This window comes from Amycolatopsis sp. NPDC004772, assembly GCF_053601215.1.
The window spans coordinates 21,491-34,612 of sequence record NZ_JBSGBK010000060.1; the positions used below are offsets into that span (position 1 = coordinate 21,491).

Annotated in this window: 16 protein-coding genes and 1 tRNA gene; 6 read left to right on the plus strand and 11 right to left on the minus strand. The window is 72.3% G+C overall.

Going from position 1 to position 13,122, the window contains the following annotated elements; translation table 11 throughout:
• Nucleotides 1–140: 140 nt before the first annotated feature.
• Nucleotides 141–1,322 (minus strand): MFS transporter, encoded by a 1,182-nt coding sequence (locus ACWEF6_RS29400; protein ID WP_449685897.1) that lies wholly within the window; start codon nucleotides 1,320–1,322, stop codon nucleotides 141–143.
• Nucleotides 1,323–1,381: 59 nt separating this feature from the next.
• On the opposite strand from ACWEF6_RS29400, the gene ACWEF6_RS29405 reads away from it, so the two are divergent.
• The 6 genes from ACWEF6_RS29405 to ACWEF6_RS29430 all read left to right on the plus strand — a co-directional run bounded on the left by ACWEF6_RS29405 (nucleotide 1,382) and on the right by ACWEF6_RS29430 (nucleotide 6,653).
• On the plus strand, nucleotides 1,382–2,437 hold the full coding sequence (locus ACWEF6_RS29405) for a LacI family DNA-binding transcriptional regulator (RefSeq protein WP_449685898.1): 1,056 nt from the start codon (nucleotides 1,382–1,384) through the stop codon (nucleotides 2,435–2,437).
• Nucleotides 2,438–2,615: 178 nt separating this feature from the next.
• Nucleotides 2,616–2,990, plus strand: a complete 375-nt coding sequence (locus tag ACWEF6_RS29410) for a peptidase inhibitor family I36 protein (RefSeq protein WP_191307788.1) — start codon at nucleotides 2,616–2,618, stop codon at nucleotides 2,988–2,990.
• A 1,237-nt stretch (nucleotides 2,991–4,227) separates the two neighbouring features.
• Nucleotides 4,228–4,304, plus strand: a tRNA-Arg gene (locus ACWEF6_RS29415).
• A gap of 729 nt (nucleotides 4,305–5,033) precedes the next feature.
• Nucleotides 5,034–5,297 (plus strand): dTDP-4-dehydrorhamnose 3,5-epimerase family protein, encoded by a 264-nt coding sequence (locus ACWEF6_RS29420; protein WP_449685899.1) that lies wholly within the window; start codon nucleotides 5,034–5,036, stop codon nucleotides 5,295–5,297.
• Nucleotides 5,279–5,497, plus strand: coding sequence for a hypothetical protein (locus ACWEF6_RS29425; RefSeq protein WP_449685922.1), 219 nt, complete (start codon nucleotides 5,279–5,281; stop codon nucleotides 5,495–5,497). Before ACWEF6_RS29420 ends, ACWEF6_RS29425 begins: the two co-directional genes overlap by 19 nt.
• 85 nt (nucleotides 5,498–5,582) lie before the next feature.
• On the plus strand, nucleotides 5,583–6,653 hold the full coding sequence (locus tag ACWEF6_RS29430; RefSeq protein ID WP_449685900.1) for a nucleotide disphospho-sugar-binding domain-containing protein: 1,071 nt from the start codon (nucleotides 5,583–5,585) through the stop codon (nucleotides 6,651–6,653).
• A gap of 183 nt (nucleotides 6,654–6,836) precedes the next feature.
• Here ACWEF6_RS29430 and ACWEF6_RS29435 read toward each other — a convergent pair whose 3' ends face one another.
• The 10 genes from ACWEF6_RS29435 to ACWEF6_RS29480 form a co-directional block, all read right to left on the minus strand.
• Nucleotides 6,837–7,388, minus strand: a complete 552-nt coding sequence (locus ACWEF6_RS29435) for a carboxymuconolactone decarboxylase family protein (protein WP_449685901.1) — start codon at nucleotides 7,386–7,388, stop codon at nucleotides 6,837–6,839.
• A complete protein-coding gene (locus tag ACWEF6_RS29440; RefSeq protein ID WP_449685902.1) occupies nucleotides 7,376–7,846 on the minus strand; it encodes a DUF6187 family protein in 471 nt (156 codons plus the stop codon). Before ACWEF6_RS29440 ends, ACWEF6_RS29435 begins: the two co-directional genes overlap by 13 nt.
• On the minus strand, nucleotides 7,839–9,167 hold the full coding sequence (locus tag ACWEF6_RS29445) for an NAD(P)-binding protein (protein WP_449685903.1): 1,329 nt from the start codon (nucleotides 9,165–9,167) through the stop codon (nucleotides 7,839–7,841). Before ACWEF6_RS29445 ends, ACWEF6_RS29440 begins: the two co-directional genes overlap by 8 nt.
• 31 nt (nucleotides 9,168–9,198) lie before the next feature.
• Nucleotides 9,199–9,678 carry a DUF6423 family protein gene (locus ACWEF6_RS29450; RefSeq protein WP_310972665.1) on the minus strand — a complete coding sequence of 160 codons (480 nt, stop codon included), beginning with the start codon at nucleotides 9,676–9,678 and terminating at the stop codon, nucleotides 9,199–9,201.
• A gap of 355 nt (nucleotides 9,679–10,033) precedes the next feature.
• Nucleotides 10,034–10,339, minus strand: coding sequence for a DUF6235 family protein (locus ACWEF6_RS29455; protein WP_449685904.1), 306 nt, complete (start codon nucleotides 10,337–10,339; stop codon nucleotides 10,034–10,036).
• 180 nt (nucleotides 10,340–10,519) lie between these two features.
• On the minus strand, nucleotides 10,520–10,675 hold the full coding sequence (locus ACWEF6_RS29460) for a hypothetical protein (protein ID WP_449685905.1): 156 nt from the start codon (nucleotides 10,673–10,675) through the stop codon (nucleotides 10,520–10,522).
• Between the two features lie 161 nt (nucleotides 10,676–10,836).
• A complete protein-coding gene (locus ACWEF6_RS29465; RefSeq protein WP_449685906.1) occupies nucleotides 10,837–11,022 on the minus strand; it encodes a DUF6222 family protein in 186 nt (61 codons plus the stop codon).
• Nucleotides 11,019–12,077, minus strand: a complete 1,059-nt coding sequence (locus tag ACWEF6_RS29470) for an NAD-dependent epimerase/dehydratase family protein (protein WP_449685907.1) — start codon at nucleotides 12,075–12,077, stop codon at nucleotides 11,019–11,021. Before ACWEF6_RS29470 ends, ACWEF6_RS29465 begins: the two co-directional genes overlap by 4 nt.
• 14 nt (nucleotides 12,078–12,091) lie before the next feature.
• Entirely contained in the window at nucleotides 12,092–12,667 is a 576-nt protein-coding gene (locus ACWEF6_RS29475) for a flavin reductase family protein (RefSeq protein WP_449685908.1), read from the minus strand.
• Between the two features lies 1 nt (nucleotide 12,668).
• Entirely contained in the window at nucleotides 12,669–13,121 is a 453-nt protein-coding gene (locus ACWEF6_RS29480; protein ID WP_378198168.1) for an acyl-CoA thioesterase, read from the minus strand.
• Nucleotide 13,122 lies beyond the last annotated feature (1 nt).

The window sequence follows — 13,122 nt, forward strand, 5'->3', positions numbered from 1 at the left end:
AGCCGACCTGAAATTGAAACGTCGCCGTATTCATTTCAGTTTACCGACGGGGTTCAGCTTGCCTCGCGCACCAGCGGACTGTCAACGCCCGGGGCGTGGCGAAAACGCCGGTTCCGGCACGGATTTCGTGCCCGGAACGGCTACCGGCCGATCATCGCCTCCGCCTCTTCCCGCCGTCGCGACCGGCGGGCGAAGAGCGCGGCGGGCAGGATCAGGGCCGCCACGAGCGCGACGAAGACGAACGCCACGTCGTAGTCCGTCGCCTGCGCGATCCCGCCGACGATCGGCGGGCCGCCCAGGAAGCCGGTGTACGCGACGGCGGTGACGAAGCCGATCTCGCGCTCACCGCCGGTGCCGTCGCCGCGCTTCCCGGCGTCCCCCGCGAGGCTGAGGGCCATCGGGAAGGACGCGGCGAGACCCGCGCCGGCCAGCGCGAACCCGGCGTACCCGACGGCGGCGACCGGGATCAGGGCCGCGGCGAGCAGCCCGGCTGCGGCGAGGGTGGCGCCCGCGGCAAGGCAGCGCGTCGGACCGAACCGGCGTTGCGCCCACGGGCCCGCCAGCCGGGTCAGCGCCATGACCAGCTGGAACCCGGCGAACGCGAGGGCGGCGGCGCCATGGCCGACGCCGCGCTCGAACGTCATCAGCAGCGCCGACCAGTCCGACGACGCCCCTTCGGCGATGGCCGAGCACAGGGCGACCGCGGCGAGCAGCCACAGCACCGGCCGCCGGATCGGCGCGCGGGCGGGCGTGACCACGGGTTCTTCGGTGTGCCGGGGGCGGATGCCCGGGACGTCGCGGATCACCACGGCCAGCACGAGGACCGCGACGACGGCGGCCACGCTGAGGTGGCGCGCCGGGGACCAGCCGTGGCCGGCGGCGAGGCCCGCGGCCAGCGAACCGGCGAGCGCGCCGAAGCTGAACCCGGCGTGGAAGACGGACATCACCGGCTTGCCCAGGCGACGTTCGACCGCGACGCCGGCGACGTTCATCGCGACGTCGAGCATCCCGACGCTCACGCCGATCACCAGCAGCGCCCCGGCCAGCAGCGGGACGGTGGGCGCGAGTCCGATCAGCACCAGCGAACCGGCGGCCATCGCGGTGCTCCCGGCGACGACCGCCCTGGCACCGGCCCGTTCGATCAGCCGTCCGGACACCGAGGCGGCGGCGAGCATGCCGACGCTGGCCCCGAGCAGGGCCAGGCCGAAGACGCCGGGTGAGGCGTGCACCTGCGCGGTCAGGGCGGGTGTGCGTGACGCCCACGACCCCAGCGCGAGCCCGTTGAGGGCGAAGACGGTGAACACCGCGATCCGGTCCCGCATGCCTCCAGCGTGACTTAAGCGCTTCAGAAAGTCCACCGCGTGGTGGTTAGACTGCGCGGATGACCCGGCGGCGCCGTCCCACGCTCGACGACGTCGCCGGCGCCGTCGGCGTCTCGCGCGCGACGGTCTCGAACGCCTACAACCGGCCCGACCAGCTGTCCGCCCGGCTGCGGGACGAGGTCCTGCGGGTGGCGGCCGAGCTGGGCTACCCCGGTCCGGACCCGACCGCGCGCAGCCTCGCGACCAGCCGCACGGGCGCGATCGCGGTCCTGCTGGACACGTCGCTGTCGATGGCGTTTTCGGACCCGGCGTTGTACCTGACGCTGGACGCGCTGGCGCGGGTGATCGATCCGCGCGGCCACGCGTTGCTGCTCCTGCCCGGCGGCGTTTTCGGCGGGCCGGCCGCCGACCGCGTGCTCGCCGCGCAGGCCGATATCGCGATCGTCTACTCGCTGCCCGACGGCGCTCCTTCGCTGGAGGCGGTGCGTACGCGCGGGTTGCCGCTCGTGGTGATCGACCAGCCACTGTTGCCCGGCACGGCGCGGGTCGGCTGCGCGGACCGGATCGGCGCGGCGGCGGCCGCGCGGCACCTGCTGGACCTGGGCCACCGGCGGTTCGGGATCTTCGCCGCGTGCAGCCACCTCCGGCCCGGCGGGGGTGCGCTGACCGTGGCGGAGGCCTCGGCGGCGCCGTTCCACGACGTCCGCGAACGGCTGGGCGGCTACCTGGACGAGCTGGGGTCGTGCCCGGTCGTCGTCGAGGAGGCGGCCGGGCTCAGCGCGGAGAGTGCGATGGCGGGGGCGTTCGCGCTGCTGAGGGCGTCGCCGCGGCCGACGGCGGTGCTGTGCATGTCCGACCAGCTGGCGCTGGCGGTGCTCGCCGCGGCCCGTGAGCTGGGGATCAGCGTGCCGGGTGAGCTGTCGGTGGCCGGGTTCGACGACAGCCCGCCGGCGTCGTGGTCGTCGCCGCCGCTGACGACGGTCCGGCAGGACCTCGCGGCCAAGGGGCGGATCGCCGGGGAACTGGCGCTGGGGCTGCTGGACGACGGGTCGGTGCCGGCGCCGGTTGAGGTGCCGGTTTCGCTGGTGGTGCGCGGGAGCACGGGCCCCGCGTAGCACCGCCGCTGTTTTTCCGCAAGACCTTCCTCGGCGGCTGTGGACAACCTTTCCATTGCCGGACACTTGTCCACAGATTCGAAATCGCGGGCTGACAAATCCCCCACCGCCCGCCAATCTGGAATCACACGTTCACCGCGGCCCCGCAAGAGCCGCGATTCCGGAGGGGAAATCCACCATGTCTTCACGTCGTCTTCGTTCCCGCCTGCCGCACATCGTGGTCCTGGCCATGGTCGGCCTGCTGACCAGCGTCGGAGCCGCACACGCGGGCACGGATCCGGGCTGCCGCAAGGGCGAGTTCTGCCTGTGGCCGTCCGACGGTTACGCCGGCGAAATCCAGCGGTTCGACCTGCGCTCGGCCAATACCGAGGAATGCCTGCCACTGCCGGAAGGATTCGACGGGTCGTCGTTCGCGAATTTGATGACCCGCGACGTCACGGTGTACCAGGACGCGGAATGCTCGACGGAAGGAGATTTCGTCACCTATCCGGGTGGCGGCACGTACGTCCCGAACGCGCCATTCCTGGTCCGGGGCATCCAGATCTGGGAGTGACACCGACCCGGGCCCCGCAAAGCCGCCCGCTCCGAGGAGGGAGCCGGCTCGCGGCGGCGGCCGGGCCCGACCGGGGCCGCTCCCCCGAAGCGGCCCCACCCGTGGGCGCGCCCCTTGCGGCAGGGCGCGCCCACGGGCTCCCCGCAACCTGTCCCGGGGCCCCTGGGCCCTCAGGAGCCCCTCCGGGGCTTACGGGAGCACTTCCCGGGGCCTCACGCAGCGATCTGGGGCGCAACGAGCCCATCCGGGGCGCGCCGAGCCCCGTCCGGGCTTCACGCGGCCTGATCCGAAACCTCACGCTCCCGATCCGAGGCTCTAGGCAGCCCTTCCAGGGGGCTCACGCACCCCATCCGGGCCTCACGCGGCCCGTCCGGGGCTCACACGGGGCCCATCCGGGCTCATACGGCCCGTCCGGGGCTCACACGGGCCCGTCCGGGGCGCACGGGGAGCCTGTTCCGGGCGGGCGGGAGGTCTGCTGGAGTTCTCGGGTGGCGCTTTCAGCCGACCGGGGGGCGAACTCCAGCAGGCCGCCCGCCGGGGACCGGGCAGCCGCCCGGCGCCCGCACCGTGGCACCACTCACCGTCCGCACCCAGCGACCCGACGAGCCACCGCTCACCACAGCCCCGACAGCCGGACCCGCGGCAGCCACAAAACCGACCACCCCAGCGGCCGGGCACCCGTCTGGCACGCACCCGCCAACGACGCCGGAGACCGAACCACCATTCGCCAAGACCCCGACGGCCCCTAACCGCTCGGCAACCCCCAGGTCGACCGCACCCAGCGGCCGAACGCCAGGCGGCCGAGGTGGTCGCCCCCGACGTTCCTGCAGGCAGGAGCCTCCTGCACACGATTTCCCAGCAGAAAGGGGGCCGGCAACCGGGCTCGCCGCCCGCTGCGCCGGGCAAGCAGCGGTGCGCAAAAGCCCACGGCGCTGCCTGCCCGGCCGCGGGTCGAGCGGGCGAGCAGGGTTCTGGCTGGACACAGCAAGAGCCTTCTGATGGCCAGATTACAGGTTCCGGCCGCGCGGAAAAGCCCGCTCGGTCACGCTCAGCACTTCCCCGGACACAGGAGGAGGGGTCACATCGCTTCAAGCAGGGGTCCGATCATCACTGCGTGCGCGAAACTCCCGAATTACGTCGAACGAGACCTGAAACGATTCGCCGGTGTCGAACGATCGACTGGGTGGCGACGACTAAGCTGCCAGTGCCGGGTCACCGGTAGCGGCCGTCGGCGCGGGCCCTCGTAGCTCAGCTGGATAGAGCAAGAGCCTTCTAATCTCTAGGTCGCAGGTTCGAGTCCTGCCGGGGGCGCCACCAGGGAAGACGCCGTGCGCAGCAGCGCACGGCGTGCCCCGGGCCAGTGATCGGGCCCACACTCGTCGCCTCGGCCGTACTCCCACTGTGGACTGTCCCGCGTCTCGTCCCCTCTCGCGTGCAGGACTCCGGAAGGCGCACCGCGTAAGCGCCCGGGTGGACCAGCGGGTCCCGAACGAGTTCTTCCCGAAACAACCTTGTTACCTGACCGATCGACCGCGGCTTCGGTGCGCGCACGCACCCCACGATCGAGTGAAGCACCGAACGGAAAGGAGACCCCCAGTGCACCAGGAAGCACCCGGCGGTCGTCACCGCCGACGACGGCAGAACACCATCACCCGGACAGCGCTCGACGAAGCCCGCCGCGCCGGGCTGGTCCAACGCCACTTGACCAAGCTCAGCCACCTCGCCGACCGTGCCCGCCCCACTCCGGGACCACCGCCCCGAACACCCGAAGAGCCAACGGAACACCCGGCCTCCACATCGGACGCGGCTTGACGCCGGCGAGCGGGCAGGGCGGGCAACCGGACCGGACCTCCGGAGCCCGGCGGTCTTGTCTCCACAAGGACAGCGGTCCGGTGACACCGCGCGCGAAGCGCCACCCGCCATCGCCCAGCGGCGAACAGCAGGGCTGAAGACGCCGGCCCGGTTGTGCCGGTGCCACGCTTGCTGCGGTGAATCCAGGCGCAGTCCGAACATCGTGGGAGTCACTCTTGAGCGGGGACAGCGATGCAGATACGTGAGCTTTCCGTCGAAGGTGCCCTGGAAATCACGCCGAACCCGATTTCAGACGATCGCGGCCTCTTCGTCTCGCCGTTCCAGGGGACGCCGTTCCGGCCGGCCACCGGTCGGCGGCTCTTCAGCGTGGCCCAGACCAGTCACAGCCGGTCGCGCCGGGGCGTGGTCCGGGGTGTGCACTTCACTGCGACGCCGCCCGGCTGTGCCAAATCGGCGTCGGCCACGCGTTCATCGCGTTGCAGGACGACACCGTGATGTCCGGGGAGTACGTGCCGGTGAACGAGCTCGCGCTCTCGGTGACGGACCCCGAGTTCGGACTTCCGCTGCCGCAGGACCTCACCCCGATCCTGTCCGCGCGCGACCGAGTCGCGCCGACGCTCGCCGAAGCCCGGGAACGCGGATTGCTTCCGCACTACGACAAGCGCAAAGCCGCCGAAGTGGCCTTGGGGCACTGACCGGGCCTGCCGGTTACCGAGATCGGAGCCAATCATTCGGATCCTGTTCACCACCGAGCCGCTGCTCGGGCACTTCTTCCCGCTGGTGCCACTCGCCTGGGCCTGCCGGGCGGCGGGGCACGAGGTGCTGGTCGCCGTCCCGGAAAACTTCGTCGACACGGTTCTGCGGTCCGGGCTGCCCGCGGTGTCGAGCGGGCCGCCGATGGACTTCGTAGAGCTGGGCCCGGACCTGTCCACGCACCCGATCGAACAGCGGCGGCACGTGCACGGCCGGGTGTTCGGGCGGATCGCTGCCGCCACGCTGCCGCGGATGATGTCCATTGTGGACGCTTGGCGGCCCGATGTCGTGCTGAGCGAGCGCGCCGAGTTCGCTGGCCCGCTCGCCGCGGCCGCGCACGGAACACCGCTGGCCGACGTGCGGTGGGGCGTGGCCGAACTGCCGGAGTACCGTGCGGGCGCGGTCGAGGTGCTCGCCGGCTCGCCGGTCGCGGCGGGACTCACCCTTCCGGAGCCCGCTCTGTCGCTGAGCCCGTGGCCCCCCAGCCTGCGCCTGCCGCACACGACGGGCCAGCTGAGCTTCCGGCACGTGTCCTACAACGGCACCGCGGACGTTCCCGACTGGGTGCTGGCGCCGCGCACGAAACCCAGGATCTGCCTGACGCTCGGCACCCTGGTTCCGCTTTTCGGAATTCCCGATCTGCAAGGGAAAATGCTGGCCGTCGTGCGAGAGCTCGGGCGGCTGGACGTCGATGTGGTGATCGCGGTCGACGAGCGGGCCATCGCCTCCTGGGGTCCCTTGCCGGAGAACGTCAGCCAGGCCGGCCGGATGCCGCTGCACCAGGTGCTCGGCGCCTGCGATGTGCTGATCCAGCACGGCGGCCAGGGCACCACGCTGACCGCCTTCTCCGCCGGTGTGCCACAACTGGCGCTGCCGCAGTTCGACGACCAGTTCGAGAACGCGGACGCGGTCGCCAAGGCCGGGGCGGGGATCAGGATGCTGCCCGACGAAGTCACCCCGAGAGCCGTGGCCGCGCATTGCGAAGAACTGCTCGGCACGCCCGCGTTCGCCACGGCTGCCGCGGCCGTCGCCCGCGAGATGGCGGCGCAGCTCTCACCTCTCGATGTCGTCGCCAATCTGGAGGCGCTGGGCCGATGAATACCCGCCGGACAGTGCGCCGGCGAAGGTGCCCTCCGGTGGAGGACGGTGTCAAGGACGGCTGAGAGGCACCGCAGATCGTGACCGCCGACGACCCGGCCCGGTCGACCGTCACCGCCGACATCGACGTGGCTTCGGCTGACGAGCGGGCGGGCCGGGCTCGTGAGCCCGGCCCGCGCCCGGTCAGGCCGGGGCGTCGAGCAACTCCGCCAGACCCGCGTAGCCCGCGTTCTTCAGCCTCTCGCCCGAGGTCGTCGTGTAGCCCTCGGCGGCGCGGATGCCGAGTCCCTCGACCATCCGGTTCATGAAGTTGAACAGGGCGCAGACCAGGACCGCGTCGTGGAGTGCGCGCTCGTCCCAGCCGGCCGCGAAGACCGCTTCGGCGTCCGCGTCGGTCATTTTCGACGGCGTCGCCGTCAGCTTGCCCACGTAGGCGAGCACCGGCTTGAGGCGGTCGTCCACCGGGGCGGACTCGAGGTCGGCGAGTGCCGCCGCCAGCGTGCCCTCCGGGATGCCGAACGCCTCGGCGGTGACGGTGTGGATGCCGTGGCAGTAGTCGCAGCTGTTCAGGCCGGACACGTAGGCCGCGATCAGCTCACGCTCGCCCGGCGTGAACGGGGACTCGCCGCGCAGCACCAGCTCGTGGAAGGCCAGCAGGTGCCGGGCCGGCTCGGGATAGGCCTGGAACACCTGGAGCAGGGTCGTCTCGGCCGGCAGGGACTTCAGGTAGGACATCGCGGGTCCTTTCCGTTCGATGGTGCGTCGGCGCGGGGGTCGACGTCCGCGCGGCGCAGCACGCACGCGGTCAGGTACGCGATCGAAGCGTGCCCCGCGCCCGGCGCGACGGCGGCGACGCGCGCGGCGGTCTTGACCCACTCCTGGCGGAGCGAGCCCGGGGTGTCCGCCGCCGGCTCGTCGAGGGCGCTGCGCACCGAACGCCAATGGGCCCGGCCGAGGGCGACCAGGCCCGGCAGGTCGAAACTGCTGCCCCCGTGGCGCACCTGGTCGACCAGCTGGGTGACCAGCGCCGGATCGTCGGCGATCCGCGCCAGGCCCAGCCCGCCGAGCAGGCGGTCGGGGTCGAGGCCGAGCAGGATGATGCCGACCTCGACGTCGGCGGGCGCGTCGACGTCGGGCAGGGCGAACCGGCTGTCGTCGGGCAGGGCGAACCGGCTGTCGGCGGGCTCAGACACCGACAGCCTCCCGGAGCGTCCGGACGGGGCTTTCCTCGCGGACGGCGGCCGCGATGGCCGCGGCCGCCCGGGTCGTCGCCACGCGGTGCCCGTCGATGTTCCGGGCCGCCGGGCCGAGGACCATCGCCGTGGCGGCGCCGACCGCCGAAACGCGGGGGGCGCGCTCGAAGACCAGGGTGCGCTCGTCCAGGGCCGGCCATCCGTCGCGCTCGCCGACCAGTTCGGCGGGCAGCAGGCCGTCGCCGATCGACGGTGCCGTGCCCAGCGCCAGGACGGCGTGGTCGGCGACGATCCGGCGGCCGCTCGCGAGGCGCACCGTCACCGTCCCGCCGACGCCGGTCGCGATCCGGGCCACGGTTTCGCCGCGGTGGACGACCAGCCGGCCGTCCGCTTCGGCTTGCCGGAGCAACGGCTGGAACTCGAACATGATCGACGCCCGGCGGAACTGGTTCATCAGAGCGAGCCGGTCGGCCCAGCCGACGCTGTCGAACCGCTTGCGGCCCTCCGGGCGGAAGAACGTCGAGTTGACGTCGGCGCACTGGTACCGCTCGCCGGGGTCGCGCAGCACCCAGTGCACCTCCCGCCCGGCCGAAAGCGCGTTGCCGATCAGGTGCGCGGCGGTCAGCCCGGCGCCGACGACGATCTGCCGTCCGCTGTCGGGCACGGACTCGTCCCAGTACGAGACCCCGGGAGGTGGCGGGCCGCCGCCCCACCACGAATCCGGGGCCGGGCGCCGTTCCTCGCCGAGGCAGAGCACGACGTGGCGGGCGGTGACGGTGAAGGTGTCGGCATGCACCGTGACCGCGTCGGCGGAGGGCAGCACTTCGCGGACCACACCCCGCCACGTCTTCTCGGTGACGTGGTGGCTCGCCGCCAGGTGCGCGCAGTAGGCCTCGAAGACGTCCACCGGCACGACGGACCGGTGGCCGGCCTGCGACATCCGGATCTCCCGGCGTTCGACCGGGGTCAGCCGCGCCCAGTGCAGCCGGGCGAAGTCGACCAGCTCGCAGTCGCGGTAGCCCTCGACACCGGGGTGGTGCTCGTAGGGCGAACGGAGAACGCGCTGGCCGAGCCGGTCGATCCGGTCGAAGAACCGCCCGCACGGGCGGCCGTCACGGTCGATCACCACGACGTCGCGGACGCCGTGGTGCCACAGCGCCGACGTCACGGCGAGGCCGGCCGGCCCCGCCCCGACGACGACGACCTCCGCGGTCGCGGCCGGCCGGGTGCCGCGGTCCGCGGCCGGCGGGGCGGGCAACCGCGGCCAGTCACGCCCGCGGGGTGAGTCCAGCAGGTGCGGTTCCGGGACGAACTTGATCACGAATTCCCCTCACGCCCGAGACCGCGCCGGTTCAGCCGATCACCGTGATGGGCACGATCAGCTCGACCACCGGTCGCTGCCGCATCCCGTTGGTGACCAGTTCTTCGAGCGTCTGCTGCGACCGCTCGGCGCTGTCGGTGGCGAGCGGGCTGTACCGGGAGGAGAAGTACGTCGGCTTGCTGCCGCCGGTTTCCATCGAGTACGTCTTGAGCACGGCCTCGCCCGGCCGGACCTCACCGTCGTAGAAGGTCAGCCGCCGCTGGTCGGGCGTCATGAAGCTCTTCGCGAACTGGGGCGACATCAGCGCGGCGTCGTCGATGAACACCGAGTCCTCGTCCAGCACCGCCTGCATGGCGACCCACGTCCGGTCGGTCAGGTTGGTCTCGGCCTTGATGACCTGCCAGCGCCCCGGCTCCGGAAGGCTGACACTCACCGAAACGTCGTGATCGGTGGTGTCGATCGCGCCGGTGATCATGAGGACCCGGCGGCCGACATCGGCCACGCCGGTCATCTGAATGTCCCGGGCGCGAACCCGGCTGGAAACATCGAGTCCTGGCAATTCGGGCGACGACATGACGAAGCCTCCTCGTTATTCACCCCAGAAAATAACGGCCGCAACGGCGAACACGACGAGGTTTTCATACCACAAGAGACATTGTCAAGATGAGGAATACCCGTTCCGCGGCATGCATTGCATTGCGCCCACCGGGAGCGTACGCCATCCGGGCGACGGCTTACCCCGTTCGGCGCAGTGCCGCTCATTCAGCCGTCGGCCGTCGCCCGACCACCCCGGTCACGAACCGTCATGGGGCCGAGCCGCGGCAGCCTGGCCGGAGTAAGCCTCAACGTCATCTCGCGGCCAGTGCTCACTGCCCCGGCAAGCCCGGGCCGGCCGGAGCGTCGACACCGTCCTGCAGCCGGCCGACATAACGAATTTCGAATGCGGATTCCGCCCGCTGCACCATTATTTTCAGCACCAGACCCGGTTTCACCATAATCATGAAATTACCGGGATCGTGCGGGTCGCCGAAAATGTCGTAGACCAGGAAAGCCGACCCGTCGCCCACGGCGAACAATGCTTCGTAGACGACATTCCGTTCGGCCTGTGTCGCCGACTCGGCCCAGTCCCCGAGCACCTGCACTCCCGCGGTGAGCTGGAGGCGCATCGCCATCCACCGGCCTCCCAACCGAACTTCGGCCGGGCGCCGGGCGCGCACGGCGAGTCCCGCCCCGCACTCCGGCCCCGGTGAGGTTCCAGTGTCCCGCCCTCGCGGTGACCGCGTCATCTCTGTGCGTGCGCCGGACCGGCAGGCGCGCGCCCGTGACGCGGCACCCGCCCGGCCGCGGGACGTTCAGCGGTAACCGAGAACGATGTGCTCACGCAGGTACTCCCGCTCGGCCGGCGCGGCCGGTTCCCGCGGCGAGTCCGCGCGCGGGAACCGGCCGCTCGGTTCGGCCGGCTTTCCGTCGGCCCGGCCCTTCCCGGCCGGCAACGCCGGAGCTGTCATGGCGTTTCCACCGTTCTCCCGCCCGGCCCGGAAAGCTCACGAATCGGACGAATCTCGCCGCATCCCGGGATACCGGCCGTCGAGTGGCCGAGGCGGTCCGACGGCAGCGGTTCAGCGCGAGGGCGAGTGCCTCACCGCGGCGTCCGCGCGGTGACTTCCGCTCACGCGGCATCCCGCAGCCGGACCTCGTAGTCGTGCTCGATCTCGGCGACGAGGTCGGACCAGACGATGCCCCGTCCCAACCGGGGCATCGGCCGGGCCTGCCAGCCGTCCGGCACGTCCGTCAAGGCCGTCGGGGCCGTGTCGGAGCCGGGCCGGATGGGCTCGATGGCGTCGCTGGCGGTCATGGCAGGACCCTCCTCGGTCGGGACGGTCCCGGCTCGGCCGGGACCGCTGTCGTCGTCATGGGCACAGTGGGCAGGGCGGCCGCGCCGGCCTGCCGGTCGGTGAGGCGTCCGGTCGCGTGCAACCAGGCGACCGTGTCGCGCACGGTGCGGGCCACCGGCCGCGCCGGGACGTCGGCCCCGGGTGCGTCCGCGGCGACGGGCACGGCGGAGGCGCAGACGTAGAGCGCGCCGTACTCGGCCGGGATGTGCCACGGCCAGCCGCGCTGCAGCAGGTCGGCACCCCGGCCGACCGGGAACATCGCCCGCGCCGGGAGGAACGCCGCCGGCAGGCGCCGCCCGGTCGCGGCCCGGACCACGGCGAGGTACTCGCGGGTGGTCAGGAAGTGGCCCGGCCCGAAGTACCCGTCGCCGGGCACGCCGTCGAACAGCCGCGCGTGCAGTTCCGCCGAGTCGCGGACGTCGCCGATCGGCAGCCCGCCCGACGGCCAGATCGGCATCAGCCCGCGCAGCAGGTCCCGCAGCCGCGCGTTCTGGTCGCCCAGGTGCGGGTCGTGCGGTCCGAGCAGCGCCGGCGGGTAGGTGACGGTGACCGGGACGCCGTCGGCGCGGTGCGCGCGGGCGATCCGCTCGGCCTCGGCCTTCGAGGCGAGGTAGGCCTCCCGCGGGGTGCCGACCGGGCTGGCCGCCCCGATCGCCGGCCCGGCCGCCGGGTACAGCGCCCCGACGGTGGAGACGTGCACGATCCGCCCGGTGCCCGCCCGGCGTGCGGCGGCGAGCACGACTTCGGTGCCGCCCGCGTTCACCCGCCACAGCTCGGCCCGGCGCCGGCTGTCGAAGGTGTAGACGCCCGCCGCGTGCAGCAGCGCGTCCGCACCGTCGACCAGCCGGGCGACGGCGGCGGGGTCCGTGACGTCGCCGGTCACGACGTCCACAGTGGACGGCACGGTCCGGCCGGGGTCGCGGGCGAGCAGCCGCACCCGGTGCCCCCGCCGCAGCAGGGCCGCGACCGTGTGGGTCCCGAGGAAGCCGGTGCCGCCGGTGACCGCGATCAGCATGACGTTCGCCTCCCTCAGGCCGCGCGGGCCCGCCCGTCGATCCGGTGGTAGCCGCCGCCGTAGAAGACGAGCGCGTGTTCGCCTTCGCCGCGGCTGGTGGCGACCACCCGGCCGAGGAAGATCGAGTGGTCACCACCCGCCACCACCTGGGCGAGCTCGCATTCGAGCCACGCCAGCGCGCCGTGGAGCAGCGGCGCGCCGGTCAGCTCGCCCGCCGTGTAGCCGACCGCGTCGAACTGGGCGATCCCGTCGGGACGGCGCCAGTCGGCGAAGTACTTCGACAGCTCCTGCTGCTCGGCCGCGAGGATGTTGACCCCGAACGAGCCCGCGGTGACGATCGCGGTGTGCATCCGGGCCGCCTTGGACACGCAGCACAGCACCATCGGCGGTTCCAGCGACACCGACGAGAACGCGTTGGCGGTCATGCCGTGCGTGTCTTCCCCGCCCGCCGTCAGCACCGTCACCCCGGTCGCGAACTGGGCCATCACCTGCCGCAGGCCCGGCTGGACGGAGAGGCCACTGCGGGCGCGTGACGTCCGCAGCCGTTTGAGCGCGGGAGCCCCCTCGGAAGGCTCTGCGTCGTGGCCCACGTCAGACTCCCTTGCCGTTGACCGCGGCCGTCGCGTAGGGCGCCAGCGCTTCGCGCAGCTGCTCGGGGACCCGGGACGGCACGGTGGCCGTGTTCGGCCCGCGCATGCAGGCGATCCGCTGCCGGCCCCGCGCCACGAGCCGCTCCTCGCCGTCGGTGGTGAGGTGGACGTAGTCGAAGGCGAACTGCACCTGCGTCGAGGTGAGTTCCTCCAGCCGCATCCGGATGGACAGCTCGTCGAACGCGGTGATCTCGGCGAAGAACTCGCACTCCACCTTGAGGGTGAACAGCTTGAGGTCGTGGCGGACCTCTTCGAGCACCGCGGGCGCCTTCTCCTTCAGGAACATCTCCCGGCACCGGCCCTGCCAGCGCACGTAGTTCACGTAGTAGACGTTGCCCACCAGGTTGGTCTCTTCGAAGCCGACCGTGTGGCGGATCTCGTAGTAGTCGGACATC